This window comes from Streptomyces sp. NPDC051738 (assembly GCF_044453205.1).
Lineage (GTDB): Bacteria > Actinomycetota > Actinomycetes > Streptomycetales > Streptomycetaceae > Streptomyces.
In genome coordinates this window covers 110,102-135,266 of record NZ_JBITCM010000017.1, presented here as the reverse complement: position 1 = coordinate 135,266, position 25,165 = coordinate 110,102, and the positions used below count along the sequence as shown (strand labels likewise).

At 69.3% G+C, this 25,165-nt stretch carries 20 protein-coding genes and 4 pseudogenes; 15 read left to right on the top strand and 9 right to left on the bottom strand.

Annotated features, from left to right (window positions below; all coding sequences use genetic code 11):
- The first annotated feature begins 26 nt into the window (after positions 1-26).
- Both ACIA8X_RS33865 and ACIA8X_RS33860 read left to right on the top strand, forming a co-directional pair.
- On the top strand, positions 27-425 hold the full coding sequence (locus tag ACIA8X_RS33865; RefSeq protein WP_037642785.1) for an OB-fold nucleic acid binding domain-containing protein: 399 nt from the start codon (positions 27-29) through the stop codon (positions 423-425).
- Between the two features lie 3 nt (positions 426-428).
- Positions 429-1,169, top strand: a complete 741-nt coding sequence (locus tag ACIA8X_RS33860; RefSeq protein ID WP_393456674.1) for a DUF3159 domain-containing protein — start codon at positions 429-431, stop codon at positions 1,167-1,169.
- A gap of 157 nt (positions 1,170-1,326) precedes the next feature.
- On the opposite strand, the gene ACIA8X_RS33855 is transcribed toward ACIA8X_RS33860, so the two are convergent.
- A complete protein-coding gene (locus tag ACIA8X_RS33855; protein WP_093909693.1) occupies positions 1,327-2,004 on the bottom strand; it encodes a TrkA family potassium uptake protein in 678 nt (225 codons plus the stop codon).
- The gene (locus tag ACIA8X_RS33850) at positions 2,004-2,675 is read right to left on the bottom strand and encodes a potassium channel family protein (RefSeq protein ID WP_393456678.1); all 672 of its coding nucleotides are present in this window, start codon (positions 2,673-2,675) and stop codon (positions 2,004-2,006) included. Before ACIA8X_RS33850 ends, ACIA8X_RS33855 begins: the two co-directional genes overlap by 1 nt.
- A gap of 483 nt (positions 2,676-3,158) precedes the next feature.
- Here ACIA8X_RS33850 and ACIA8X_RS33845 point away from each other — a divergent pair, with 483 nt between their 5' ends.
- The 4 genes and pseudogenes from ACIA8X_RS33845 to ACIA8X_RS33830 all read left to right on the top strand — a co-directional run bounded on the left by ACIA8X_RS33845 (position 3,159) and on the right by ACIA8X_RS33830 (position 9,137).
- Positions 3,159-5,207, top strand: a complete 2,049-nt coding sequence (locus ACIA8X_RS33845; protein WP_393456681.1) for an APC family permease — start codon at positions 3,159-3,161, stop codon at positions 5,205-5,207.
- A gap of 98 nt (positions 5,208-5,305) precedes the next feature.
- A complete protein-coding gene (locus tag ACIA8X_RS33840; protein WP_399459902.1) occupies positions 5,306-6,634 on the top strand; it encodes a class I SAM-dependent RNA methyltransferase in 1,329 nt (442 codons plus the stop codon).
- 12 nt (positions 6,635-6,646) lie between these two features.
- Positions 6,647-6,754 (top strand): annotated as a pseudogene (locus tag ACIA8X_RS33835) (TetR/AcrR family transcriptional regulator); the annotation flags it as partial.
- Positions 6,755-7,169: 415 nt separating this feature from the next.
- On the top strand, positions 7,170-9,137 hold the full coding sequence (locus ACIA8X_RS33830; protein ID WP_399459901.1) for a PASTA domain-containing protein: 1,968 nt from the start codon (positions 7,170-7,172) through the stop codon (positions 9,135-9,137).
- Between the two features lie 11 nt (positions 9,138-9,148).
- On the opposite strand, the pseudogene ACIA8X_RS33825 reads toward ACIA8X_RS33830, so the two are convergent.
- Positions 9,149-9,646, bottom strand: a pseudogene (locus ACIA8X_RS33825) (restriction endonuclease); the annotation flags it as partial.
- A 54-nt stretch (positions 9,647-9,700) separates the two neighbouring features.
- Positions 9,701-10,597 (bottom strand): aminoglycoside phosphotransferase family protein, encoded by an 897-nt coding sequence (locus ACIA8X_RS33820; RefSeq protein ID WP_399459900.1) that lies wholly within the window; start codon positions 10,595-10,597, stop codon positions 9,701-9,703.
- Positions 10,598-11,000: 403 nt separating this feature from the next.
- On the opposite strand from ACIA8X_RS33820, the pseudogene ACIA8X_RS33815 reads away from it, so the two are divergent.
- Positions 11,001-11,201: pseudogene (locus ACIA8X_RS33815) on the top strand (IS5/IS1182 family transposase); the annotation flags it as partial.
- A 74-nt stretch (positions 11,202-11,275) separates the two neighbouring features.
- On the opposite strand, the gene ACIA8X_RS33810 reads toward ACIA8X_RS33815, so the two are convergent.
- The 3 genes and pseudogenes from ACIA8X_RS33810 to ACIA8X_RS33800 form a co-directional block, all read right to left on the bottom strand.
- A complete protein-coding gene (locus ACIA8X_RS33810; protein ID WP_393456693.1) occupies positions 11,276-11,908 on the bottom strand; it encodes a hypothetical protein in 633 nt (210 codons plus the stop codon).
- 6 nt (positions 11,909-11,914) lie between these two features.
- Positions 11,915-16,558 carry an RICIN domain-containing protein gene (locus tag ACIA8X_RS33805; protein WP_399459937.1) on the bottom strand — a complete coding sequence of 1,548 codons (4,644 nt, stop codon included), beginning with the start codon at positions 16,556-16,558 and terminating at the stop codon, positions 11,915-11,917.
- A 764-nt stretch (positions 16,559-17,322) separates the two neighbouring features.
- A pseudogene (locus tag ACIA8X_RS33800) lies at positions 17,323-17,445 on the bottom strand (IS5/IS1182 family transposase); the annotation flags it as partial.
- Positions 17,446-17,639: 194 nt separating this feature from the next.
- Here ACIA8X_RS33800 and ACIA8X_RS33795 point away from each other — a divergent pair.
- The gene (locus tag ACIA8X_RS33795; protein WP_393456971.1) at positions 17,640-18,023 is read left to right on the top strand and encodes a DUF4913 domain-containing protein; all 384 of its coding nucleotides are present in this window, start codon (positions 17,640-17,642) and stop codon (positions 18,021-18,023) included.
- A gap of 39 nt (positions 18,024-18,062) precedes the next feature.
- On the opposite strand, the gene ACIA8X_RS33790 is transcribed toward ACIA8X_RS33795, so the two are convergent.
- Positions 18,063-18,785, bottom strand: a complete 723-nt coding sequence (locus ACIA8X_RS33790; protein ID WP_399459899.1) for a transporter substrate-binding domain-containing protein — start codon at positions 18,783-18,785, stop codon at positions 18,063-18,065.
- Positions 18,786-18,834: 49 nt separating this feature from the next.
- Complete coding sequence (locus ACIA8X_RS33785) at positions 18,835-19,812, bottom strand: LysR family transcriptional regulator (RefSeq protein WP_393456699.1); 978 nt, start codon at positions 19,810-19,812, stop codon at positions 18,835-18,837.
- Between the two features lie 83 nt (positions 19,813-19,895).
- Between ACIA8X_RS33785 and ACIA8X_RS33780 the strand changes: the two genes are divergently transcribed.
- The 7 genes from ACIA8X_RS33780 (at position 19,896) to ACIA8X_RS33750 (ending at position 25,164) form a co-directional block, all read left to right on the top strand.
- Positions 19,896-20,642, top strand: coding sequence for an amino acid ABC transporter ATP-binding protein (locus ACIA8X_RS33780; RefSeq protein WP_399459898.1), 747 nt, complete (start codon positions 19,896-19,898; stop codon positions 20,640-20,642).
- A 57-nt stretch (positions 20,643-20,699) separates the two neighbouring features.
- Complete coding sequence (locus ACIA8X_RS33775) at positions 20,700-21,653, top strand: glutamate ABC transporter substrate-binding protein (RefSeq protein ID WP_399459897.1); 954 nt, start codon at positions 20,700-20,702, stop codon at positions 21,651-21,653.
- An 8-nt stretch (positions 21,654-21,661) separates the two neighbouring features.
- Positions 21,662-22,309 carry an amino acid ABC transporter permease gene (locus ACIA8X_RS33770; RefSeq protein ID WP_399459896.1) on the top strand — a complete coding sequence of 216 codons (648 nt, stop codon included), beginning with the start codon at positions 21,662-21,664 and terminating at the stop codon, positions 22,307-22,309.
- On the top strand, positions 22,306-23,157 hold the full coding sequence (locus ACIA8X_RS33765; RefSeq protein ID WP_393456711.1) for an amino acid ABC transporter permease: 852 nt from the start codon (positions 22,306-22,308) through the stop codon (positions 23,155-23,157). Before ACIA8X_RS33770 ends, ACIA8X_RS33765 begins: the two co-directional genes overlap by 4 nt.
- A 39-nt stretch (positions 23,158-23,196) precedes the next feature.
- Positions 23,197-23,940 carry a class II glutamine amidotransferase gene (locus tag ACIA8X_RS33760; RefSeq protein ID WP_399459895.1) on the top strand — a complete coding sequence of 248 codons (744 nt, stop codon included), beginning with the start codon at positions 23,197-23,199 and terminating at the stop codon, positions 23,938-23,940.
- Positions 23,941-24,126: 186 nt separating this feature from the next.
- Complete coding sequence (locus ACIA8X_RS33755) at positions 24,127-24,675, top strand: DUF1062 domain-containing protein (protein ID WP_399459894.1); 549 nt, start codon at positions 24,127-24,129, stop codon at positions 24,673-24,675.
- Positions 24,676-24,948: 273 nt separating this feature from the next.
- On the top strand, positions 24,949-25,164 hold the full coding sequence (locus tag ACIA8X_RS33750; RefSeq protein ID WP_399459893.1) for a hypothetical protein: 216 nt from the start codon (positions 24,949-24,951) through the stop codon (positions 25,162-25,164).
- The last annotated feature ends 1 nt before the right edge of the window (position 25,165 follow it).

The following is a 25,165-nucleotide window of genomic DNA, read 5'->3' as shown; positions in this document are numbered from 1 at the left end:
AAGTGATGCCCGGTAGGCTTCAAGTCATGAGTGCTGTTCCTCGTTCCGAAAAGTCGGTGGGCCGTTTCCGGCGCATGCTCGACCGGCTCTCCTCGTCGCAGGAGGACCTGGAGTCCGAGGAGCTGCGTGAGGACGCCGAGACGGCCGGCTGTATCAAGATCGGTGACTGTCGTGACCGACAGATAGTGACGGTTACTGGTACCTTGCGCACGGTCACCCTGCGGCCGCGTGCGGGAGTCCCGGCCCTGGAGGCCGAGCTGTTCGACGGCTCCGCCGCCCTCGACGTGGTGTGGCTCGGCAGGCGCTCCATCGTCGGCATAGAGCCGGGACGCCGACTGATCGCATCGGGCCGGATCTCCATGAGCCGGGGCCGCCGGGTGCTCTTCAACCCGAAATACGAACTGAGACCCCTCGGACGGGAGTAGCCGGTGACGTCGCTCGACAAGCCGACTGAAGACACCACCGACACCGCCACAGGCGCCGAGCATGACGCCCGGGCGGTGACCGAGGCCGCGCTGTTCGAGGCCTTCGGCGGCCTGCGCGGCATGATCGAGACGGTGCTGCCCGGTCTGCTCTTCGTCACCATCTACACGATCAACAAGGATCTGCACCTGTCGGCCATCGCCGCGCTCGGGGTGTCCCTGTTGCTCGTGGTGGTACGCCTGGTGATGCGGGACACCGTCAAGCACGCGTTCAGTGGTGTCTTCGGCGTCGCCTTCGGTGTCGTGTTCGCGATGATGACCGGCAACGCGAAGGACTTCTATCTGCCCGGCATGCTCTACACGCTGGGGCTGGGGCTCGCGTACATCATCACGACGCTGTGCGGGGTGCCGCTGATCGGCCTGATCCTCGGGCCGGTGTTCAAGGAGAACCTCTCCTGGCGCAAGCGCAACCCCGGTCGCAAGAAGGCGTATGCGAAGGCCAGTTACGCGTGGGGCCTGATCCTGCTCGCCAAGTGCGCGATCCTCTTCCCGCTGTACTGGTGGGCCGACACCACCCAGTTCGGCTGGGTCCTGGTCGCCCTGAAGATCCCGCCGTTCCTGCTGGCCGTGTGGCTGACGTGGGTGTTCCTGGCGAAGGCGCCCGCGCCGATCGACGTGTTCGCGGAGATGGAGGCGGCCGAGAAGGCCGAGGAAGAGCGGAAGGCTGCCGCCGGCTCGGCCGAGTAGGCACCCGGCGTCGTCCGGGCGGGCCTCGCTGGGGGCCTGCGGCCCCCAGACCCCCGCTTCGGCCCTGAACGGGCCTCGTCCTCAAACGCCGGACGGGCTGAAAGCAAGGGCGCCCCGAGTACTCGGGGCGCCCTTTGCCGTCGTATCCCCGAAGGGCTCAGCCCGCAGTGTCCTCGCGCCGCACCGACAGCAGGTCCTCCAGCTGCTCCTCGCGGGCCTGGGCCGCCACGAACAGCAGCTCGTCGCCCGCTTCCAGGGAGTCCTCGCGGGACGGGGTGAGGACACGGGTGCCGCGGATGATCGTCACCAGGGACGTGTCCTCCGGCCACTCCACGTCACCGACCGTGGTTCCGGCCAGGGCCGACTCCTCCGGCAGGGTCAGCTCGACGAGGTTGGCGTCGCCGTGGCTGAAGCGCAGCAGGCGGACCAGGTCGCCGACGCTCACCGCCTCCTCGACCAGGGCCGACATCAGACGCGGGGTGGAGACCGCCACGTCCACGCCCCAGGACTCGTTGAACAGCCACTCGTTCTTGGGGTTGTTCACGCGGGCCACGACGCGCGGGACGCCGTACTCCGTCTTCGCCAGCAGGGACACGACCAGGTTGACCTTGTCGTCGCCCGTCGCGGCGATCACCACGTTGCAGCGCTGCAGGGCCGCCTCGTCGAGCGACGTGATCTCGCAGGCGTCGGCCAGCAGCCACTCCGCCTGCGGGACGCGCTCGACCGAGATGGCGGTCGGCGCCTTGTCGACGAGCAGGACCTCGTGGCCGTTCTCCAGCAGTTCGCCCGCGATGGAGCGACCCACCGCACCGGCACCGGCAATGGCGACCCTCATCAGTGACCGCCCTCCTCTTCGGGACCCTTGGCGAAGGACGCCTCGACCTTGTCGACCTCGTCGGTGCGCATCATGACGTGCACCAGGTCGCCCTCCTGCAGCACCGTCTGCGAGGTGGGCAGGATCGCCTCCCCGAGCCGGGTGAGGAACGCCACGCGGACGCCCGTCTCCTCCTGAAGCCTGCTGATCTTGTGGCCCACCCACTCGGTGGACGCGTGCACCTCGGCGAGCTGGACGCCACCGGTGGGGTCCCGCCACAGCGGCTCGGCGCCCGAGGGCAGCAGACGGCGCAGCATCTGGTCGGCCGTCCAGCGGACCGTGGCCACGGTGGGGATGCCCAGGCGCTGGTAGACCTCGGCGCGGCGGGGGTCGTAGATGCGGGCCGCGACGTTCTCCACGCCGAACATCTCGCGGGCAACGCGCGCGGAGATGATGTTCGAGTTGTCACCGCTGGAGACGGCGGCGAAGGCGCCCGCCTCCTCGATGCCCGCCTCGCGCAGGGTGTCCTGGTCGAAGCCGACGCCGGTCACCCGGCGACCTCCGAACCCGGGGCCCAGCCGACGGAACGCGGTGGGGTCCTGGTCGATCACGGCGACCGTATGCCCTTGTTGCTCCAGGGTCTGCGCCAGAGCGGAGCCCACCCTTCCGCAACCCATGATGACGATGTGCACGGCGCTTACCCCGCACTCCTCGTGAGGCGTCTGACTTGCGTGAACGTGGTGCTCATATCCTTCTCTCGGTTCGCCGGGCAACAGGCGCGGGCCGGTGGCGGACCGCTGGGCAACATCATGCCGGGGAATGCCGTGGATGATCCCTCGCGGTTCGGATCGTGGGCTCGCGTGCGCCTCGCTCCACCGTAACTTCCGGCTCGCCGTGTCCCGTACGAGCCCTCAACGGCGGTTGAAGCTGCGCAGGCTGGCCAGTGCCAGGACGCCGAGTCCGACGAGGGAGACGAGGGCTCCGACGAGCTGAGCGGTCGTCTGCGACATGAGGCCTCCCGGATGTGATGAGCGTACCGACGCAGGTCATGGAGGCATGCGCGCGCCGCCCGGACCGGCGCCCGGCGCGAGCGCGGCACGGAATTCACCCCCGCGCCTCGCGCGATTTCACCCGGATGTGCTCTGCTCCAGGCGGGGGGCCTACGATTCACTGTTGTGTCCAAACTGACCGACGTGCCCAAACGGATTCTGATCGGGCGCGCGCTGCGCAGTGACCGGCTCGCGGAAACGCTCCTGCCGAAGCGCATCGCACTGCCCGTCTTCGCCTCCGACCCGCTGTCCTCCGTGGCGTACGCGCCCGGAGAGGTGCTGCTGGTCCTCTCCATCGCGGGCGTGTCGGCCTACCACTTCAGCCCCTGGATCGCGGTCGCGGTCGTCGTGCTGATGTTCACGGTGGTCGCCTCCTACCGACAGAACGTGCACGCCTACCCGAGCGGTGGCGGCGACTACGAGGTGGCCACCACCAACCTCGGCCCCAAGGCGGGCCTCACGGTCGCGAGCGCCCTGCTCGTCGACTACGTCCTGACCGTCGCCGTCTCCATCTCCTCCGGCATCGAGAACCTCGGCTCCGCGATCCCGTTCGTCGTCGAGCACAAGGTCGAGTGCGCGGTCGGCGTGATCGTGCTGCTGACGCTGATGAACCTGCGCGGCGTGAAGGAGTCCGGCAACCTCTTCGCGATCCCGACGTACGTCTTCGTCGCGGGCGTCTTCATCATGATCGCGTGGGGTGCGTTCCGCGGGCTGGTCCTGGACGAGACCATGCGGGCGCCCACGGCGTCGTACGAGATAAAGCCGGAGCACGAGGGCCTCGCGGGCTTCGCGCTGGTCTTCCTTCTCCTGCGCGCCTTCTCCTCCGGCTGTGCCGCGCTGACCGGTGTCGAGGCGATCTCCAACGGTGTCCCGGCCTTCCGCAAGCCCAAGTCGAAGAACGCCGCGACGACGCTCGCGATGATGGGCCTGCTGGCCGTCACCATGTTCTGCGGCATCATCGGGCTCGCCATGGTGAGCAAGGTCCGCATGGCCGAGAACCCGGCCGTCGACCTGCTGAAGGACGGTGTCGCGGTCGGCGCGGACTACGTCCAGAACCCGGTGATCACCCAGGTCGCCGAGGCCGTCTTCGGCAAGGGCAGCTTCTTCTTCCTGGTACTCGCCGCGGCCACCGCGCTGGTGCTGTTCCTGGCGGCCAACACCGCCTACAACGGCTTCCCGGTGCTCGGCTCGATCCTCGCCCAGGACCGCTACCTCCCGCGCCAGCTGCACACCCGAGGCGACCGCCTCGCCTTCTCCAACGGCATCGTGCTCCTGGCCGGCGCGGCCATCCTGCTGGTATGGATCTACGGCGCCGACTCCACCCGCCTGATCCAGCTGTACATCGTCGGCGTGTTCGTGTCCTTCACGCTCAGCCAGATCGGCATGGTCCGCCACTGGAACCGCCTCCTGGCGACGGAGACGGACCCGGCCAAGCGTCGCCACATGATCCGCTCCCGCGCGATCAACACCTTCGGCGCCTTCTTCACCGGACTCGTCCTGGTCGTCGTCCTCGTCACCAAGTTCACGCACGGCGCGTGGGTCGCCCTGCTCGGCATGGTGATCTTCTACGTGACGATGACGGCCATCCGCCGCCACTACGACCACGTCTCCGAGGAACTCGCCGCCCCCGAGGGCCCGAGCGACGACAGCGTACGGCCGTCCCGCGTGCACTCCGTCGTGCTGATCTCCAAGATCCACCGCCCCGCCCTGCGGGCCCTTGCCTACGCCAAGCTGATGCGCTCGGACACCCTGGAGGCGCTCAGCGTCAACGTGGATCCGGCCGAGACCAAGGCGCTGCGCGAGGAGTGGGAGCGGCGCGGCATCGACGTACCGCTGAAGGTGCTCGACTCGCCGTACCGCGAGATCACGCGGCCGATCATCGAGTACGTGAAGGGGCTGCGCAAGGAGTCCCCGCGCGACGCCGTGTCGGTGATCATCCCCGAGTACGTGGTCGGCCACTGGTACGAGCACCTGCTGCACAACCAGAGCGCGCTGCGCCTGAAGGGCCGGCTGCTGTTCACGCCGGGGATCATGGTGACCTCGGTGCCGTACCAGCTCCAGTCCTCGGAGGTGGCGAAGGCCCGGGCGGGCAAGCGGCAGGAGTGGAACGCGCCGGGTGCGGTGCGGCGGGGGCCGGCGCAGGAGGGGACCAAGGAGACGGAAGCCCGGAAGTGACGGGGGCCGGGAGCACGTAGACTGGTCGGCTGTTGTCAGGCCCTCAGGAGACCTCTGGAGAGGGCCGTGCCCCCCTCTTGATCTGGAGTCACCCCACCATGCAGGCAGAAGAGAAGAAGTCGCTGGTGGGGGAGGAGTACGAGGTCGAGATCGGCCCCGTTGCCCACGGTGGGCACTGCATCGCCCGCACCGACGCCGGCCAGGTGCTGTTCGTCCGGCACACGCTGCCCGGCGAGCGGGTCGTGGCCCGGGTGACCGAGGGCGAGGAGGGCGACCGCTTCCTGCGGGCGGACGCCGTCGAGATCCTCACGGCCTCCAAGGACCGCATCGAGGCGCCCTGCCCCTTCGCCGGCCCCGGCCGCTGCGGCGGCTGCGACTGGCAGCACGCCAAGCCGGGGGCGCAGCGCCGGATGAAGGGCGAGGTCATCGTCGAGCAGCTCCAGCGGCTCGCGGGGCTGACGCCGGAGGACGTCGGCTGGGACGGCACGGTGATGCCGGCCGAGGGCGACAAGCTGCCGGCCGGGCAGGTGCCGCAGTGGCGGACGCGGGTGCAGTACGCGGTCGACGCCGACGGCCGTGCGGGTCTGCGCCGGCACCGCTCACACGAGGTGGAGCCGGTCGACCACTGCATGATCGCCGCCGAGGGTGTCAGCGAGCTGGGCATCGAGAAGCGGGACTGGACGGGCATGGCGTCGGTGGAGGCGATCGCCGCGACGGGGTCGCAGGACCGGCAGGTGATCCTGACTCCCCGGCCGGGCGCTCGCCTGCCGATCGTCGAGCTGGACCGCCCGGTGTCGGTGATGCGCATCGGCGAGAAGGACGGCGGTACCCACCGCGTCCACGGCCGCCCCTTCGTCCGCGAGCGCGCGGACGGCCGTACGCACCGGGTCGGCAGCGGTGGCTTCTGGCAGGTCCACCCGAAGGCCGCGGACACCCTGGTGACGGCGGTCATGCAGGGCCTGCTGCCCCGCAAGGGCGAGATGGCGCTCGACCTGTACTGCGGCGTGGGCCTCTTCGCCGGCGCCCTGGCCGACCGCCTCGGCGAGAAGGGCGCGGTCCTCGGCATCGAGTCCGGCAAGCGCGCGGTCGAGGACGCCCGGCACAATCTCGCCGACTTCGACCGGGTGCGGATCGAGCAGGGCAAGGTGGAGGCGGTGCTGCCACGCACCGGGATCACCGAGGTGGATCTGATCGTCCTGGATCCGCCGCGGGCGGGGGCGGGGCGGGGGACGGTGGCGCAGCTGGCGGCGCTCGGGGCGCGGAGGATCGCGTATGTCGCCTGCGATCCGGCGGCGTTGGCTCGGGATGTGGGGTACTTCCGGGATGGGGGGTATCGGGTGCGGATGTTGCGGGCGTTTGATTTGTTTCCGATGACTCATCATGTGGAGTGCGTCGCCATTCTTGAGCCGGCGGCTAAGGGCTCCTGACCTGCGATTTGTGTCGTACGGCGTACCCTGTTCGGTCACTTCCCCGGGCGGGCGGCGCTGTTGGAAGCCCTCGTCGAGGAAGCCTCCGAAACGCTTCGGTCCGCAGTCGCGGCCGGTGTCGAACGGGCGAAGGCGGAGTCGGGTCGAGAGGGCCCTTGCCCGCTGGAAGCGATGACGGGTCGCGTTGCTGGAGGCGGTAAACACCAGGGCGCTGTCGCGTCGGCTGTGACCGTGGAGTCCGCAGCCGACGCCTGAGTCGTCGTCGCAGTCGTACCTGACACCTGAGCGATCTTGTCTGCCCCGGCGCACCACGCCGGGGCAGAGTCCTCTGCTGTCCGTTGTGTCGTCCGGGTGGAGCCCAGGGTGTCGGGCGCCGGACCGTGGACCGTGACGAGCCTCTCAGTCTCCGGTCTCCTGCCCGCAACATAATTGCTCGCTCGCGTGCAATTATCTTTCCTGTGCTCCTGGCTTCGTGGACGGCGCGGCTGTCGCGTCCTGCCCGGCCCAGACTTCCTACCCTCTGTGGAGAAGCGCAGTGAACCTCGGCGGACCAGACGACCTGACCCTCCCCCACTCGGGTCACCCGGTGGCCCTCCTCGGCGGCCGGTACGAGCTGCGCCTTCTGCTCGGCTCCGGCGGCATGGCCGAGGTGCATCTCGCGCACGACCTCCGGCTCGACCGCAGCGTGGCCGTGAAGACCCTGCGCGGCGACCTCGCCCACGAACCGGCACTTCAGGAACGGTTCCGGAGGGAGGCGCAGTCCACCGCGTCGCTCAACCATCCCGCCATCGCCGCGGTGTACGACACGGGGGAGGACGTGGCATACGGCGGGGCCCAGTTGCCGTACCTCGTGATGGAGTACGTCGACGGGACCACCCTGCGCGACGCCCTGTACTCCGGGCCGCCGATGACCGTCGAACGGGCCCTGGAGATGACGGCCGGAGTTCTGCGGGCCCTCGCCCACTCCCACCAGCACGGCATTGTGCACCGCGACATCAAGCCGGCCAACGTCATGCTGACCTGGGCCGGAGATGTCAAGGTCATGGACTTCGGGATCGCCCGGGACGCTCGGGACATCGGCATGACGCAGACGTCGGTCGTGATCGGGACCGCCCAGTACCTCTCGCCGGAACAGGCGATGGGGCGGGAGACCGACGCGCGGTCCGACCTGTACTCCATCGGCTGCCTGCTGTACGAACTGCTGACCTTCCGCACGCCGTTCACCGGCGAGACGCCGATGGCGGTGATGTACCAGCACATCCAAGACGTCCCGCGGCCGCCGAGCCTGTACAACCCCGAGGTCAGCCCACAGGTGGACGCGATCGTCCTGCGTGCCCTGGAGAAGGACCCCGCGTACCGCTATCAGTCCGCCGAGCAGATGCTCGCCGACGTCGAGGCGTACCTCGGTACGGGCCTGCTCGTGTCGGGCGCCGAACCTCCGTCGGCGGAGGGCGACTTCCCGTACGACGACGCCGACCCGGAAGAGGACAGCGGCCGGCGCGGAGGAGCCGTCGTTCTGATCACGGCGGGCGTGACGGTTGTGGTCCTGGCGCTGGTCATGGGCTGGTTCATGTTCGGGCGTGGCACGGCCGACGACGGCAAGGCCGATGTACCCGACCTCGTGGGCCAGACCCTGGCGGAGGCCCGGCGCAGCGCGGACAACGTCGACCTCACCGTCACCGTCGCGAAGCGGGAGCCGTGCGCCGACCAGCCGAGCGGCCACATCTGCGAGCAGAGCCCTGTGGAAGGGGAGCTCGCCAAGGGCGAGGCGGTCTCGGTCACCGTCTCCACCGGGGCGCCCAAGGTCGAGGTGCCGGACGTGACGGACAAGGACGAGGACGATGCGTCCCGGATCCTGGAGGACAAGGGGTTCAAGGTCAAGCTGCGGAACGTCGTATCCGACACCGAGGATCCCGGAACCGTCCTCAAGCAGGATCCTGACGGCGGGGAGAAGACCGAAAAGGGTACCGAGATCACCCTCACGGTGGCCAAGGAGGCGGAGAAGGCCACGGTCCCGGACCTCAGTGGCGCGCCCGTGAGCGAGGCCAAGGAGCTGCTGGCCGCTCAGGGCCTGAAGGTGGGCGACACGACCGAGGTCGAGAGTGACGCCGAGTCGGGGACCGTGGTGGGGCAGAGCGTCGCTTCCGGTGACGAGGTCGAGCCGGGTACGGCGATCGACGTCAAGGTCGCCAAGGCCGTGCAGACGGTCCAGATCCCCACCGACATCGTCGGCAAGACCCTTTCCGAGGTACAGGACGAACTGGGTGCGCTCGGCCTCCAGGTCACCGTCGTCACCTGGTACTCCCAGGCGTCGGACGCGGTGGTGACGTCGAGTACCCCGGCGGCGGGGAGCGAGGTGGAGGCGGGAAGCACCGTGGTCGTCGTCACCCAGGAGGCCGGCACCGACCAGTCGGACGAGGGCACGGCGACGGGCGGAGACGCGAGTGGCGGCACGGAAACCACGGTGCCTCAGTTGCTGCCGGCCCTCCCGGTCCCGGAATGACGCCCGGCCAGGTCTCGTTGCCGCCTCCGCACGACTGAGAACTGCTCGGTCTCCGTGGGCTCCGGATCAAGGCCGACGGCTTCGCACAACTCACTGTGGAGCGAGGGCGGGAAGTGCAGGTCGAGCAGCAACCTTGCTATACGCCCCAGCAGTTCGGGCTCGCTTCGCAGAGCGGTTCTGAGTTCTGGTGCGAACCGACCGGTGGCACCGGTCTCCCGGAGATCTCGCACCCCGCTCCCGGGGCTGCCGTGCCCGCGGTCGGTACGCACTTCCCACACGCCGTCGCTGATCAGATGGTGGAACGGGTAGGCCGGCGTCGTGTTGTTGGGCGGGCCGTACTCGGTCAGCAGACGCTGGAGGTCCTCCTCCACCACGCTGTACCGCAACTCGTCGTCGGAGTCTTCCTGGAACCTGCCGAGCGCATACAGCATGAGCAGAGGCTTGTGCGGAGCGCGTGTGCCGCTCCGGGTCCACTGCCGCAACTTCGCGAGACGATCAAGCCAGTCCATGGCGGCGATCGTAGTGATGTTTCTGGCCTCACCTCTGCGGCCACCGAGCCGTCCTCAGGTGCTCGCCATGATGCGTTCCAAGGTGCGTCGGCCCATCCGGCTCATGGGCGGGTTGCTTTCGACGTAGTACCAGACCAACCCCATGGCTTGAGCGAAGGCCCATGCCTTGCCCCGTTCCCATGCAAGGTCGTCGCACCCCAGGTGATCGCGGAGAACCCGCCGCGGCCCGGCATCGAGCAGATGCCACGCGCTCACGAGATCCAGCGAAGGATCGGCCGGCCCGAAGCCGCCGACGTCAAGAATCCCCGCCAGCCGGCCTGCGGACACGAGCACGTTGCCGGGAATCAGGTCACCGTGGGTCATCACGTCCTCCGCGGCACCGCGCGGCAGCTCGCGCAGCGTTGCCCAGAGACGGCGAAGCCGGGGAACATCCAGGAGCTGCTCGCTGTGTTCGAAGCAGGTCTCCATCCACGCGTCGTGGGATCGCAGGTCGCCTCCCCGGCCCGTGCCGGCAAAGGCGCGACCACGTGTGTCGACCGCGCGCAGGTCGCCGATGAGATCGGCCATGTCGCGGGCGAACGCCGACGATTCGCCTGGGTCCTCATCGGCGGCCACGATTCCGGGCAGCCACGTCTGCACCGACCACGGAAGGGGATAGCTTGCCCCGGGTTCGCCCAGCGCGACGGGCTCGGGCGTGGGGAAACGCGTGCGCCCCGCCAATTCGCGAGCCGCTGCGGCTTCGGATTCCAGTTGGCGCCGCGTCGACTCGACGTCCGCGGACTCAAGAGGGAATCGAGCTGTGAACCGATCGCCAATGCGGAAGATCGCGTTGACCGTACCCTGCGAAGGGATGCTCCTGACTGGCAGGCCCCGCCATTCAGGAAACTGCTGATCCACCAATACGCGCACTGTCTCAGGTGACACTGTCAGCTGGTTGGCGTGCATCTTCACGATGGAAGCATCAATGTCACGATCTTCAGCTGCAACCAATTTTCCGACCTGGCCCTGTTGACCGAGCCGCGGGTGCCGACGCGAACGTCTCGCCGGCGGATCTCGGTGGCGACGGACTCGACCGCGAACCGGTCGCATGTCCAGTCGTCCGAGTCCGATGACACGGAATGGGTAGAGCAGGCGGTCATCGAGGCCTCGAAAAAGGCTTGACCGGGCAGGCCTGGACCATGGTTTCACCGACATCCTCGATGACACCGTCAACGCGGTCGGCGGCGACATCGGGGCTTAGGGGCGTGCAATGTCCTACTGCGATAGCTCAGCACCGCGGACGACGTCCTGAGCGGGATCGACCTGTCCGGCAGCACCGCGATCGTCACCGGTGGCTAGTCGGGACTTGGTCTGGCGACGACCCGCGCCGCTGTTCGGGGTTTCGAAGTCGGCCGCGGCCCGCATCGTTGACCACCTTGGGCCGATGCTTGCGCTCCAGGCACGTAGGAGGTTCGCCAAGGATGCCGTGCTCATCGTGGACGGCACCTTCGTTCCGACCCGCGATCACACCATCGCTGGGCAGTCCCAGAACCACAGGTACTCCACCATGCATCGTCGCGGTGGACAACGAAGGCGGCCCGCGCCCTTGGTAGAAAGGCGCGGGCCGAGCGATGTGAGCCGGGTGTCGGCCTACGTGTCCACGAGGTACTTGATGTCGCTCACGACGTACTCCCCGTAGTGGAACGCATTCCCCAGTGCCTCCAGCCCCGCGTACTGCTCCTCGGACAGATGCAGGTACTCCGGGGACAACGACGCACTCTTCTTGGGCAGAGCTCGCAGGAGCAGCCTGAGGGCGAGATCGGGAGTGCAGCTGCGGGCGCACTCGGCCAGTGCATCCGTCACCTCCGTGTCCAGGACGCTCCTGAACTCGTGCACTTCCGCGAGGACGTCACCGGCCAGCTCCACACCCCCGTACCGGTCGGCGTCGGAGAGAGCCGGGGTGTCCACGCGGCGGGACAGCCACGCATCGCACACCCCGATCACCTGCCGCATCCACTCGTCGCCTTCCCCGACATGGCGCTGGAAGAAGGACTCCGTCGCTTCCGCGCCCCCCTTCCACAACGCCTTGATCTGGGCGGAGGTGAGATTGTCGAGGAGCAGCAGAGCGTCACGCCGCACCGACAGCACGGCCGCCGGCTCAAGTTCCTCCACGAACTCGTTGGCCACCGCTTCTGCCGGCGTCGAGGCGTCGAGCTTCCAGTCCTGGTGGAAGAATTCCATGATCCACGGGACGCCGAACATGAACTCCGTGTGTCGCTCCATCACATGTCACCCTGGGTACCCGGTGAAGACGTAGAAGCCACTCTTATGACCTGGGGCCCGTTTCAGGACGAGGGTGTACCGGTTTCCGGCTTGGGTGATCCTTCTTCCGTCCGGATGGGCGACCCAACCGAGGGAGTTTCTCCCGCCGAACGTACCGGTCAACGTCTTCTTCTGTTGCGAGCCACGAAGCCACGTCGCGATCTCTCCTGCCTTGTTGACGATCGCGTAGTCCACGACCTGCTGTGCCGTCTGCAGGTCGATGAACACACTGACCTTCTCACCGTCGGCCTGGGCCATCGCGAGCGCTTCGGCCTGGGTCTGGTCCACATGCTTCTCAAGAATGTGAGCCTGGCCGGGGTACTTGCCTTCGTCGACGATGAGGTCGTTGCAGTTGTGGACCAGGACCGGCGTGTCGTCCGCCACGGCGTAGAACGTGTGCAGGCCGGACACGGTCAGGTCGTACACAGTCCGGGGCCTCGGTTCGTCCCGGTCGCGCAGTGCGGTGACCGTGCGAAGGGTGCCGTCCGGCGTGCGCAGGCGGTCGCCGGTGCGCAGGTCGGAGGCGAGAGTCCAGCCGCGGCCGACGACGAAGACCTGGTGACCCGGTGTACTGGTGAGGCTTCCCCCGTCCGCCAGGGTGATGTCCAGCAGGTCCTCGGTGGTGTGGGAGAACGTGCGGGTGACCGCCTCTCCCCGTGTGGTTCCGGTGCCGGGGTCGGTGGCCAGGAGCTGGTCGCCGAACCGCACCTCCCGGATCGGCTTGCGGCTGCCGTCGGCGAGGACCACTTCGGTTCCGCCGGGGAAGCTGTTGATCTTGCAGGCCGTCCGCGCCTCCTCGTACCTGTCCACCGTCCGCTCGATGTCGGCGAGGGTCTCCGGGTCGACGTCCAGTTCCTTCAGCGACTTCAGCGCGTCGGCGACACCGTCCCCGCGGCGCAGGGCGGTGTTCAGGGCACGGATCGCGTCGGCGAGCAGGTCGAAGGTCTTGTTCGGGATGAAGTTGGACGCGGCCCAGGCGCAGTCGCCGTAGCTTCCAGAGCCATCACCGTTCAGCTTGTGGTAGCAGCCGGTGAAGTCGCCGATGATCGATTCGTAGAGGCCCTTCCACAGGTTCTTGGTCGCCTCCCAGGAGGAGACCTTGACCGTCTTGGTCAGGTTCGGGAACGTCTTCGTGGTGAGGAAGAACGTGTCCTCGGCGGGGCAGCCGGACTCGGTGGCGGGCACGTCCGGGTTGGCGCAGAGGTAGTAGCTGACGACAGCGTCGAACGTGACCTCGTACACCAGGTCGCACGGAAGGCGCGAGCAGTCGTCGGGCAGACGCTGCGGGTCTCCCTTCTGCTTGAGGTCGTCGATGACGGAGAAGACCCCGCCGACCCCGGTCCCCGCGCCCGCCTGCACCTGTTTGTTCGCGTCCTCGCGGCCGGCCTGGTCGGCCGCCTGCTGGGCCGAGTCCGCGTACTTCTGGGCGTCCTTGGCCGCTTCCTCGGCCTCGGTCGCGGCGGCGTCGGCGCGTTCGGCTGCGGCGCGGGCGTCCTTGGCGGCCTGTTCGGCTTCCGAGGCCGCGGCGCGGGCCGCTGCGGCGTCGAGGGCGGCCTGGTCGGCGGCGTCGCGGGCGTCCTTGGCGTAGCCCTCGGCGCGGCCGGCTGCCTTGTCGGCGGCGGCTGCGTCTTCGGTGGCCTGGCGCTGGTACTCGATCGAGCGGGCCAGTGACTGGCTGGCCTTGGACGCGGCCAGGGCGGCGTCGGCGGCGTAGCCGAGGGCTTCCTTGGCGTAGCCGCGTGCGTCGGCCGCGTGCCCTGCCGCGTTGGCCGCGTGCTGGTAGGCGGCCTTGGCGTCACCCTTCGCCTGCACGGCGAGGGCCTTGGCGGCGGCTGCTTCCTCCTGGGCGTTCTTGGCGTGGGCGTCGGCGACGGCCTTCTGCTGCTCGGCGATCGACTTCGACGCCTGCCCGGTCAGGACGACCAAGCCGGCGGCCGAGTCGGTGGTGACGTAGGGCGAGCCGAGCTGGATCGCGTCGTTGGCCGGCTGGACAACCTGCGCGGCCGCGTTGCCCGCGTCCACGGCGGCCTGGGCGGTGACGTGGGCGAAGCCTGCTGCCTTGGCCGAGGCCACCAGGGCCTTGGCGGCCTCCTTGTTCGCCTCGTCCGCCTGGGACTTGGCGGTCTTGGCGTGCTGTTCCGCCTCATCGGCCAGCTCAACAGCCGTCTTCGCCTCGGCGGCGGCGTGCGCGGCGGCCTTGATGGCATCGGCCACAGCGGCGGTCGCGGTCTTCACCGCGGCATCCGCCCGCAGCTTCGCCGCCTGAGCACCGTCCGCGTGGGCGCGGGCGCGCTTGGCGGCCGCCTCGGCACGGGTGGCGGCAGCGTCCGCGTCTGCTGCGGCCTGGGTGGCGGCGTTGGCCTCGGAACGCGCCCTGCCCGCTGCGGCTTCGGCATCGTCGGCGTGTCCGTCCGCCGCGTCGGCGGCCGCCCTGGACTCCTGCGCGTTGCTGTCGGACTCGTGGGCCTCGGCGTACGCGTCCTTGGCCGCGGCCTTGGCTCGGGCGGCGTTGGCCTTGTGCTCCGCGTCCCAGGCATCGTCCCGCTTGGCCTTGGCGTTGTCGCGGGCCTGGACGGCGGCGTTCTTCTTCTCGACCGCGGTGCTTTCGGCGGCTTCGGCCTTCTCCTTGGCCTCCTTCGCGTTCGACGCTTCCGCCTGGGCGTTCTCCTTGTGGCGGGCTGCCTCGGCCTGCTTGGCCTCGGCGGTCTCCTTCTCCGCCTTCGCGGTCTTCTCTTCGGCTTCCGCGGCCAGCCGCTTGGCGTGCGCGTCGGCTGCAGCCGCCTTCGCGTCACCCTCCGCCTTCAATGCGACGGCGAGCTTGGCCTCAGCGGTCTCCTTGTCCTTCTTGGCGTTGTCGCGGTGCACCTTCGCCGCATCCGCTGCGGCCTTGGCCTGCCACTCGGCCGCCTCCGCGGCCTTCTTACGGAACTCCGCCTTCGCCTGCGCGGCCTGGGCCAGCGCACGCTGCGTGATCGTCTCACTGTCCGCGGCCGCGGCACGGGTGGCCGCCTCAGCGGTCTCACCGGCCTTCACCATGGCCGTCAGCGCAGCCGCCGCACCCTTGGTGACCTGCGCCTTCTGCTGACCCACCAGCAGACCACGACCCCGCGGAGCACCCGCCTGGTCAGCGATCGTGTAGGCGGCCTGCTCGGCAGTGTCGGAAGTGGTGACGGCCTTCTGCGCTGCCGCCAGCTGGGCCTTCAGCACAGCGAGCTGCTTCTTCGCCGCCGCCTGAGCGGCCGTGATACCGGCCTTGGCCTTGTCGAACTGTGCCTTCGGCGGAACCGTCCCGGTGTGCCCGGACGGCTTGATGCTGTACTTCTGCGAGTTGCCGCCGGAGCACGTCCACAGCCGCCCGTCAGTGCTGTTCGTGAAGTTGGCCAGGTCCAGGCACTTGTCCGTGGCGGTGTTCTTCAGGGCCGTGGCGGCGCGCAGGTTGTACTCCCACGTCTGCGCCGGAGAACTGTTGCAAGTCCAGATCTGGATCTTCGTGCCGTTCTCCGCACTGGCCCCCGACACATCAAGGCACTTCAGGGAGTTGACGTTCCGCAGGTGCAGGCCCTTGTCGTCGCCGTAGACCTCCCACTGCTGCTGAGCCTTGCCGTTGCAGGTGTAGATCTGCACCGGCGAGCCGTTGGTCTTCGCACCACCCGGGATGTCGAGGCACTTGCCCGACGCGCCCGGCACCTCGATCACCGCCGGAGCGTCACCGACGTATCCGACGCCGCCCGCGGACCAGTAGTCCTGCCAGCGCGTGAGGTGGTCGGCCGTCCAGGAGTGGCCCAGCATGTCCCCCAGCGCCTTCGCGCCCGCTGCCAGCGCCGTGGTGGCGTCCTTGTTCGCGCCCAGGATCTGGTTGCGCTGCGCGGCTTGCGCGGAGACCTCCTGCTGCCACTCGGTGGCGGCGGTGGAGGAGATGCCGTCCAGCACCTTGCTCGGGTCGATCGGATCCCGCCACGCACACGCCGAGAACCGGCTCTTCAGGTCCTCGACCGCGATGCGGTACTCCACCGTGCCCGGCTGCGGGGACGTACGGGGGAAGCCACCGGAGGCGAGGAAGAGACGGGCGTTGTCCGCGCCGGTGGGCTCCAGCGACCAGTCGGACAGGTGCTTGAAGGCGTCCCGCTCGGCGAGCGCACGATTCCACTCGTCACTGGGAAGACCCGGATCCGGGTCCTTGCCGTACAGCGGGGCACCGAGGTCCTTGACCGCCTTGACCGTCGCCGCATCAGCCCTCGGGGTGGAGTCCTGGTAGAAGTCGCCCTCGTCCTTCCAGAACCGCTCCGCGGTCCACTTCGTCAGGCCGGTCTGGCCATAGAAGTCGTCCTTGCCGTCATTGGCTGTTCCGGGAGGCCAGTGGAAGCCGGTCTCAGTGAAGCCGGCCGGAGTGGTCAGCCCGGTAAGGGGCTTGCCCCACCCGTCCCGCAGCGCGTTGAGGGCGTTCAGCTCCTTGCTCGCCGCGTCCTTGTCCTTCTGGTACGCCGCGGAGAGCGGGGTGTTCTCCCAGTGGTCCCGGTTGGCCAGCTCACGCAGCTGCGCCGGAGTCTGGTTGAGACCGTCCTGCGCCGTCGTGGCCATCGACGGCCCACCCAGGCGCAGCACATCGGCCATCAGGCACTGGTCCTGCCGCAACTGCTCGGCAGCCGTGTCCTCGTTCCAGTCGTACGAGTCGTTCGCCGCCGCGGTCTTCGCCGCGGTCAACTGGAGCACGTCCGGCTGGACAGCCAGACCGCTCAGCATGGAGACGGCCACGACGGACGTGACGACGGGAGTGAGGAAACCGGATTTTCTTGATCTGGTACTGGTTCTGGAGCTGAAGAACCCTTGTCTCGGGCGCAACAGAGCATCCCTTCATCGCAAAGGAAGGCAGGCGGGGGCGACCGTCCGAAGAGGCGGAAGCGACAGGGGAGATCAGGCCGTCGTCTCGGTACGGAGACCGGAGCAACGGGCGGAGCAGGCTGAAACAGCATGCGTGAAGTGCCGGATTCGCGGCATGACGACCAACCTCTCCCCGTGGCGACACCGTTCCCCCGGCCGCCGGTTGACACACGCGATGGCGGAGTGGTCAGAAGCCGCCCGTCGCGACGATCACCATACGCGCACATGAACGGGACAGGACAAGTCAAATCTTGATGTCGGGGTTGGCTGGGGCAAACGTGCCAGTCGAGGCTCACGGATCTGGACGTGCACAACTTCCGTGCTCAAGCTCGGGATTACCTGTGAAGCAGACGTGAAGACCTGTCAAGTTGGCGCGATTACCGCATCAAAGTTGACCGGAAGTCGTCCATCGCTGACCAGGTCGCGGATTCGCCTGGACAACGAACCGGATGACCTTCCCGATGCCCCCGGGACGAGGTTCCGTACTCAGCCGTCCGCCAGGGCTGCCACCCGGCACTCTCACGTCGCGACGCGGTGATCAGCCTGGCGAACTTCTGCCGACTCGGCCCGGTGAAGGGGGCTGTCCAGGACGGCTCGGACGCCGTGATCAGACCAGCCACGCGAAGATCATCCCAGGAGGGCTAGGGTGCCTTCGTCGAGCCGAGGGATCGGAGGCGACTGATGGAGCAGGACGAAGCGTTGCGGCTCGCGGTGGCGTTTCTCGCGGACAGTCAGAGCGAGTACGAGCCCCCTCTTGCCATTGACACAGGGCGAGTCCGCGAGCGCAACGGGCTCCTGATCGTGCCCTACAACTCTGTGCAGTACCTCGCCTCGCGCGCAGGCGTACACGGAGGCCCTGCGAGAACTGACCGGTTGGACTCACCACGTACTGCTGCCCGTCTACGGACGCGAGACGACTTCCAATGCCCTGTGGTGCTCACGCTGGTGGCTGCACCAGGAGGCCGTGATGAGTCTTCATGGGCTGTTTCTGGCCTGGCAGGAGCTGACCAGCGCCGAGGCCGGCCTTACGGGACCGGCCTCGTGGCACCGTGACTTCCTCGGCCCGGTCATGGACAGCCTGCGCGCCCCCTCGGGCCCCTTCGCCGGCTGCAAGCCCGGTCGCCACCGGGACAAGGAACAGCCACCCGTCGAGGTCATCGACCCCTTCGGCCTTGAACCGGCCGCGAAGGAGTCCTGACCCGCTGTCCTGCGCGTGCACACTGCAGGGCGGCTCCTGTCACCGCTGGGCAGGCGGAGCGACCAGGCTCTCGGACTGCCCAGCGCGGCGCAACGACGCGGCGACGAAGCCGTTCGCCTTGAGCTCCTCGACCAACTCCCGCAGGAATCGCACGGTTTCCGGACGCCGGGCCCTGGTCGTGCCGACGGCCTGGCGGATCTGCATGAACCCCTCCTGGATCAGCCGCACTTCGGGGTGTGCGTGCGCGTAGGCGGTCATCGGCTGCCGGATGCCCGCGCCCGCCTCCAGGCCTTGCGCGGCAAAGACGTCGACGCCTTCGTCACCGCGAACGAGGGTGGCGTGGCGCAGGGTTCGGGTGAGGTGGAGGTCGTACGCGGACCCGGACTTCACGCCGATCCTGACCCCGGGTGCGTCGACGTTCCCCGGCTTCGTCAGCTCGGAGTCGAGGGGCACCGCGTACACGCCCTCGATGAGCACGTACGGGGCTGTGAACGCGACCTCCGCCTCGCGGGCGGGGTCGATCGCGAGGAAGCACACATCGGCCCGTCCATCGGCCATCGCCTCGAATGACTTCCGGGCGGCGTCGAAGCAGAGGAACTCCACGGGCACGCCGAGCCGGGCCGCGATCTCCTGGGCCAGATCGACGGTGATGCCGCTCGGCGCGTCCGGCGTGCCCTGGGCGAGGACGGGATTGCCGAGGTTGATGGAGGTGCGCAGGACACCGGTGGGCGCGAGGTCGGCGGCGAGGGAGGGCAGGCTCATGGCGGGAGTCTAGGTCGCCGCACGTCACTCGCCGCGTCGGCCGATCACGTCACGTCGGACCGGTGACGGCCGAGGGCAGGATGCCCGGCACGCCGTCGGCCGTCGGGCGGGTCGCGTCGCTGAGGGCGCGCAGGAGGGCCGCCGCCGCGGGGATGTTCCGGGCGTCCGGCCAGAGCAGGGCGAAGACGCGGCGGACCGGGAAACCGGTCAGCGGGCGGGCGACCACACGAGGGTCGCTGTGGGCGGTTACGGCCAGGGTGTTGAGGACAGCGAGGCCGATGCGGTGGGCCACCAGGTGGTGCAGGGTGAGCTGGTCGTCGACGGTCGCGGCGATCCGGGGGGTGAAACCGGCGTCGCGACAGGCCGCCAGGAAGCGGGCCCGGCCGGACTCCAGCACCCAGCGTTCCCCGGCGAGGTCCGCCAGTGAGACGAAGGGCTGGGCGGCGGCCGGGTGGTCGGCGGGCAGCAGGACGCAGCGGCGGTCGGTGAGCAGGGGGATACGGCTCAGTCGCGGATCGATCTCGATGGTGAGGGAGTCGCGGCCGGTCTCCGGCTCGGCGGCCGGGTCGACCGCGTCCACGTCGCACATCACCGCCAGCTCGATCTCGCCGTTCAGCAGCAGACCGTGGGAGACCTGGCACTCGGCCTGGGTGACCGTGACCTCCAGCTCCGGATGGGTGCGGCGCAGGGCGCCGAGGGCGCGGGGCACCAGGGCGACGCAGCTGCTCTGCATGGCCGCGAGCCGGACCCGGCCGCCGCCGGGGGCGTTCAGGGCGGCGAGTTCCTCCTCGGCCGAGCGCAGCGCGGCGAGCACGGTGTTCGCGTGCCGGGCCAGGGCCTGGCCGGCGGGGGTGAGGCGGATGCCGCGGCCCCGGCGGGTGGCCAGGGGAATGCCGACGGCGCGTTCCAGCATCCGCATCTGGTAGCTGATCGCGGGCTGGGTGTAGCCGAGTGCCTCGGCGGCGGCCGTGTAGGTGCCCGTTCGGGCGACCTCGGCAAGGACCTGCAACTGTCGGGGGTCGTACACCGAGCCAAGCATAAAGAGCTTTTATTGATTCCGCGTAAAACCCGAATTGGACGTCCCGGAATCGTCCGCACGATGCTTGTCCCGTGCCTGCCGACCCTGTTCTCGTACGCCTGGAAAAAGTGAACAAGTACTTCGGGGAGAATCACGTCCTGCGGGACGTCGACCTCGATGTGCACACCGGTGAGACCGTGGTCCTGCTCGGCGCGTCCGGGTCCGGGAAGTCCACCCTGTGCCGGTGTGTGAACCGGCTGGAGACGATCGACTCCGGGCGGATCACGCTCGCCGGGGAACCGCTGCCCGAGGAGGGCCGGGAGCTGGCGCGGCTGCGCGCGCGGGTGGGCATGGTCTTCCAGTCGTTCAACCTGTTCTCGCATCTCAGTGTGCGCGACAACATCACCCTGGCCCCGGTGCGGGTGGGCGGCAGGACCCGGGCCGAAGCCGCCGAGCGGGCCGGGGAATTGCTGGCCAGGGTCGGTCTGGCCGACAAGGCGGACGCGTATCCGGGCCAGTTGTCCGGTGGGCAGCAGCAACGTGTCGCGATCGCCCGGGCGTTGGCGATGGACCCCGAGCTGCTGCTGTTCGACGAGCCGACCTCCGCGCTGGACCCGGAGATGGTCGGCGAGGTGCTCGACGTGATGGCCGCGCTGGCGGCCGACGGGATGACCATGCTGGTCGTCACCCACGAGATGGGCTTCGCCCGCCGGGTCGCGGACCGGGTGGTCTTCCTCGACTCCGGGAGGGTCGCGGAGGCCGCGACACCCGACCGGTTCTTCGACGAGCCGCGTACCGCCAGGGCCCGGGAATTCCTCTCCAAGGTCCTTTCCCGCTGACTGACCGACTGTCCACCGATCGTCAAATTCCCCGGCCGCCTGGAAAGGGCTCCCGCCATGAGAAATTCCCGCGTCCTCACCGCCGTCTGCGCCTCCGCCGCGCTCGCCCTCACCCTCGGCGCGTGCGGCGGGGGTTCGGCGGCGCTCCCCGCCCCCGGCGGCTCCGCGGGATCCTCCACCGCCGCCGGATCGTCCGACGCCTACCAGCAGATCCTCGACGCGGCCCCCGTCGCCACCGCCGACCAGATACCCGCCGGCAGCCTCATGGCCACCATCAAGAAGCGCGGCACGCTCGCCGTCGGCGGTACCGACACCTCCGCCCTGTTCTCCCTGAAGGACCCGGTCACCGGCAGGCTCACCGGCTTCGACGCCGGTCTCGCGGCGATGCTGGCGAAGTACATCACCGGCAGCACGGACACCAAGCTCGTGCAGGTCACGGTGGCCACCCGGGAGCAGCTGCTGCGCAACGGCACGGTCGACACCGTCTTCGCCACGTACTCCATCACCCCGGAGCGGGCCAAGAAGATCGATTTCGCGGGGCCGTACTACTCCTCCGGCAACGCGATCCTCACCAAGAAGGGCGACTCCGGCATCACGTCCGTCAAGGACCTGAACGGCAAGAACGTCTGCGTACAGAGCGGCTCCACGGCCGCCAACAACGTCAAGAAGTTCGCGCCGAAGGCACAGGTGATGCTCTTCGAGGGCAACAGCCAGTGCGTCCAGGCCGTTCGGCAGGGCCGCGCGGACGCCTACGTCAACGACCAGTCGCTGCTCGTGGGCGTCCAGTACCGCGACCTGTCCGTGCAGGTGGTGGGCAAGCCGTTCACCACCGACCCGTACGGCATCGGCGTACCGAAGCAGTCGCCGGAGATGAAGAAGTTCGTCGACGCGTGGCTGAAGAAGATCGAGGACAGCGGGCTGTGGGCGAAGTTGTGGAAGGCCACGCTGGGCACCGCCGTGACCGGTGACGCCCCGAAGCCGCCGGTGATCGGCTCGGTCGAGGGCAGCTGACCGACGCCATGAGCGCCCATCTCCCCGACATCGCGGGCCAGTTGGCCCACGGGCTGCTGCTGACACTCGCCCTGACCGCGCTCGTGTTCGTGGGCGCGGTCGTGGCCGGCGTGGTGGTGGCCGTGCTGCGGATCTGCCCGGTGGCGCCGCTCAGGTCGTTCGGCGCCGCGTACGTCGCGCTGTTCCGGAACGTCCCGCTGCTGGTGCTGCTCGTGCTGTTCGTGTTCGGGCTGCCCGACCTCGGGCTGCTGTACCCGCTGTTCGCCACCGCGGCCACGGCGATGGCCCTGTACTGGGCGGCGTTCGTGTGCGAGGTCGTGCGCTCCGGGGTACGCGCCGTGCCGCGCGGGCAGGTGGAGGCGGCCCGCGCGCTGGGCCTCGGCTTCGGCGCGTGCCTGCGGTTCGTGATCCTGCCGCAGGCGATCCGGCCCATGGTGCAGCCGCTGGGCTCCCTCTTCGTCGGCTGCGCGCTCAGCACCTCGCTGGCCGCGGCGGTCGGTGTCGCGGAACTCACCGGCCAGGCCGAGTTCGTGACCCTGCGGTACGACCAGCCGCTGACCACCTTCGCGATCACCACGGTCGTCTACGTCGCGATCACCCTCTCCGCCGGCCTCGTCACCGGGCGCATCGAACGGAAACTGGCGGTGAGCCGATGACGACGGTGACGAACCCGACGACCTCCGCGCCGACGGCCAAGCGGCAGCGGCGCCAGGACGACCTCCACCTCCTCTTCGACCCGCCAGGACCCCGCGCCCGCCGCCGTATCCGGATCGCCACGGCCGTCTCCGTGGTCGTGCTCGCAGCCCTGTTCGCCCTGGCGGTACGGCAGTTCGCGGCGCACGGTCAGCTCGACCGCAGCCAGTGGTGGATGTTCGGCCAGTGGCCGGTCCTGCGGTTCCTCCTCGACGGACTCGGCCACACCCTGCTGGCCACGGCCGTCGCAGCCGCGCTCGCCTTCCCGCTGGGCGGGCTGATCGCGCTCGGCCGGCTGTCCCGCAACCGCCTGGTCCGCGGGGCGGCCCGGACGTACGTCGAACTCTTCCGGTCCGTGCCGCTGCTGCTCCTGCTCTACGTCTTCCTGTTCGGGCTGCCCAGCGCCGGCCTCACCCTCCCGGTGTTCTGGCAGCTGGTGATCCCGATCGTGCTGGGCAACGCCGCCGTCGTCGCCGAGATCTACCGGGCCGGTGTGCTGAACCTGCCGCGCGGGCAGACCGAGGCCGCGTACAGCATCGGCATGACACACGGCCAGGCCATGCGGTACGTCGTCGTGCCACAGGCGCTGCGGGCGCTGGCACCGGCCCTGGTCAGCCAGTTGGTGCGGCTGCTGAAGGACTCGACGCTCGGCTACGTCGTCAGCTATCTCGAACTGCTCCACCAGGCCAAGGTGCTGGGCGAGTACTACCACGCCGTGCTGTCCACCTACCTGGTCGCGGCCGTGGCCTTCATCGCCGTCAACGCGGCCCTGTCCCGGACGGCGTCCTGGCTGGAAGCCCGCCGTTCCTGAACTCCCCGAGCGTCGCCGAAACCCGCGAGGAAAACACCCATGTGCCGCCTGATGGGCGTGGTCACCCGCGCCCCGCTGCCCCTGACCGACGCCCTGAGCGATCTGGCCGCCCCCTTCACCGAGCTCAGCCGCGAACACCGGGACGGCTGGGGCATCGCCGCCTGGCCCGGACAGGGCACCGGCCTGCGCATCGTCAAGGACACCGCCCCGGCCGCCGACACCCGCCTCTGGGGCACCGTCCTCACCGGCACGCTCACGGACGCCGCGCTGCTCCACCTGCGGCTGGCCAGCCCCGACCTGCCGGTCGTGCCCGGCAACACCCACCCCTTCACGGCCGGCTCCCTCGCCTTCGCGCACAACGGCTTCTTCACGCCGTACGACGCACTCGACGGGCTCATCGACGCCGACCTGCTCGCCCGGGCGGCCGGCAGCACCGACTCCGAGCGGTACTTCCTGCGCGTGCTGACGCTGCTGGGGGAGGAGGACCCGGCCGACGCGCTCGCCCAGGCCGCCGCGGACATCCGGGCCCGCGCCTCCTTCGCCAGCCTCAACTGCCTGCTGCTCACCGAGCAGGCCCTGTACGCGTATTCCGAAGAGGACCCGGAGTCCGAGGTCAGTCGGCGCCGCGGCCCCGACTTCTTCCGGCTGCGCTACCGCGCCGACGAGGACCGGGTGGTCGTCGCCTCCAGCGGCGTCCCGCAGCCCGACGGCGACTGGCACGTCCTGCCCTACCGCCGGGTCCTGGAGATCCACCGCTCCAGCCTGCGGGTCTCCGTGCGTTGAGGTGTTCGAAAACCAGTCGACCGGCGGAGCCGTGCGCCACTACCGTGCTGCCGGTCCAAGTCGTCTGATCAAGGACGTGCCGTTGTACACCGTGTGAGACCCCCCAAGCGCTGATTGGTCGCGCGTCGCGTCTGTGCGCCGCGCTGCTTCCTGCTGCGGTCTTCTCACTGAAACCGGTGTACTTCTGTGCTCAAAATCTGGGTGGTCGCGCCCACCTGCCTGCCGCTCGTTCTGCGCCGTTGCCACACGTGCGCGTCCGAGCGCTTCCGGGCAAGCGGCAAATTCCGCGTCAACGCGAACCACAAGCTCATCGATGCCTGGCTCCTCGTGCTCTGTACCGCTTGCGGGGAAACGGCCAAGCTCACGGTCCTGGAGCGGATGAACGTGCGCTCCGTACGACCTGAACTGCTGGACCGGCTGCATGACAACGACCCTGCTCTGACAGCCGAGTTGCTCCAGGATCCGGCCCTGTGGCGCCGTAATCGCATCGCCCTCGACTGGGACGACGCCTGGCGCCTCGACACCGGCGGACCGGATCACCTGGACCGCGAGGTGATCGACGTCTCGGTCCGGTTCGCGGCGCGGATCCCCGTCCGGCCGGTGCGGCTGATCGCTGAAGGGTGCGGTCTTTCGCGGGCGGAGGTCGAGAGGCTGATCGCGGAAGGGAAACTCGTCTCGCCGGTCCGGCTGAGCGGCAAGCTCTCCGACGACTTCACCTTCGTGCTCAAGCGCTGACGCCTCCTCAACTCCCCTTCCACATATGCTCCGTTGGTCTTCCACGTAGGCGTCGCCGTCCGACGGCCGCCCGGCGGCTGTGCGCCTTCGCGCGTCTGTCCGCGCGGTCGCCGTCGGGCGTTGGTCGGGAGCCGCTGCGTTCGTCAGCGGTTCCGACGCCGCGTCGCTGCGGCAGGCCATGTCGCAGAAGGACTGGGGCGCAGCTGCGCGGTGAGGACGGAAAGGCCAGGGTGACGGTGCAGTACGCCGCCCCCGCGGGGACATCGGCAGGCAGTGGGTGCTGCTCCAGTCCCGCCACCGGAGCCGGCGACGGATCGGTCAGCCCCCGGGCACCACCCCCGTCGCCAGCGCGGCCGGCTCGCCGGATGGGACACCGAAGGAGTCTGGCTCGGCCTCCTGACCGGCCTCGCCGCCACGGCCCTGCTCCTGCTGCGCCGCTACCACCGGGCCCTGAATCTCCGGGTGGCCGAACAGCCGGCCGTCGCCTGAC

Coding starts and splice junctions, on each gene's coding strand:
- ACIA8X_RS33865 (WP_037642785.1), top strand. CDS start 27: ATGAGTGCTGTTCCTCGTTCCGAAAAGTCGGTGGGCCGTTTCCGGCGC.
- ACIA8X_RS33855 (WP_093909693.1), bottom strand. CDS start 2,004: ATGAGGGTCGCCATTGCCGGTGCCGGTGCGGTGGGTCGCTCCATCGCG.
- ACIA8X_RS33840 (WP_399459902.1), top strand. CDS start 5,306: ATGCAGGCAGAAGAGAAGAAGTCGCTGGTGGGGGAGGAGTACGAGGTC.
- ACIA8X_RS33810 (WP_393456693.1), bottom strand. CDS start 11,908: ATGGAGCGACACACGGAGTTCATGTTCGGCGTCCCGTGGATCATGGAA.
- ACIA8X_RS33805 (WP_399459937.1), bottom strand. CDS start 16,558: ATGGCCGATGTGCTGCGCCTGGGTGGGCCGTCGATGGCCACGACGGCG.
- ACIA8X_RS33790 (WP_399459899.1), bottom strand. CDS start 18,785: ATGAGCCTGCCCTCCCTCGCCGCCGACCTCGCGCCCACCGGTGTCCTG.
- ACIA8X_RS33775 (WP_399459897.1), top strand. CDS start 20,700: ATGAGAAATTCCCGCGTCCTCACCGCCGTCTGCGCCTCCGCCGCGCTC.
- ACIA8X_RS33770 (WP_399459896.1), top strand. CDS start 21,662: ATGAGCGCCCATCTCCCCGACATCGCGGGCCAGTTGGCCCACGGGCTG.
- ACIA8X_RS33765 (WP_393456711.1), top strand. CDS start 22,306: ATGACGACGGTGACGAACCCGACGACCTCCGCGCCGACGGCCAAGCGG.
- ACIA8X_RS33760 (WP_399459895.1), top strand. CDS start 23,197: ATGTGCCGCCTGATGGGCGTGGTCACCCGCGCCCCGCTGCCCCTGACC.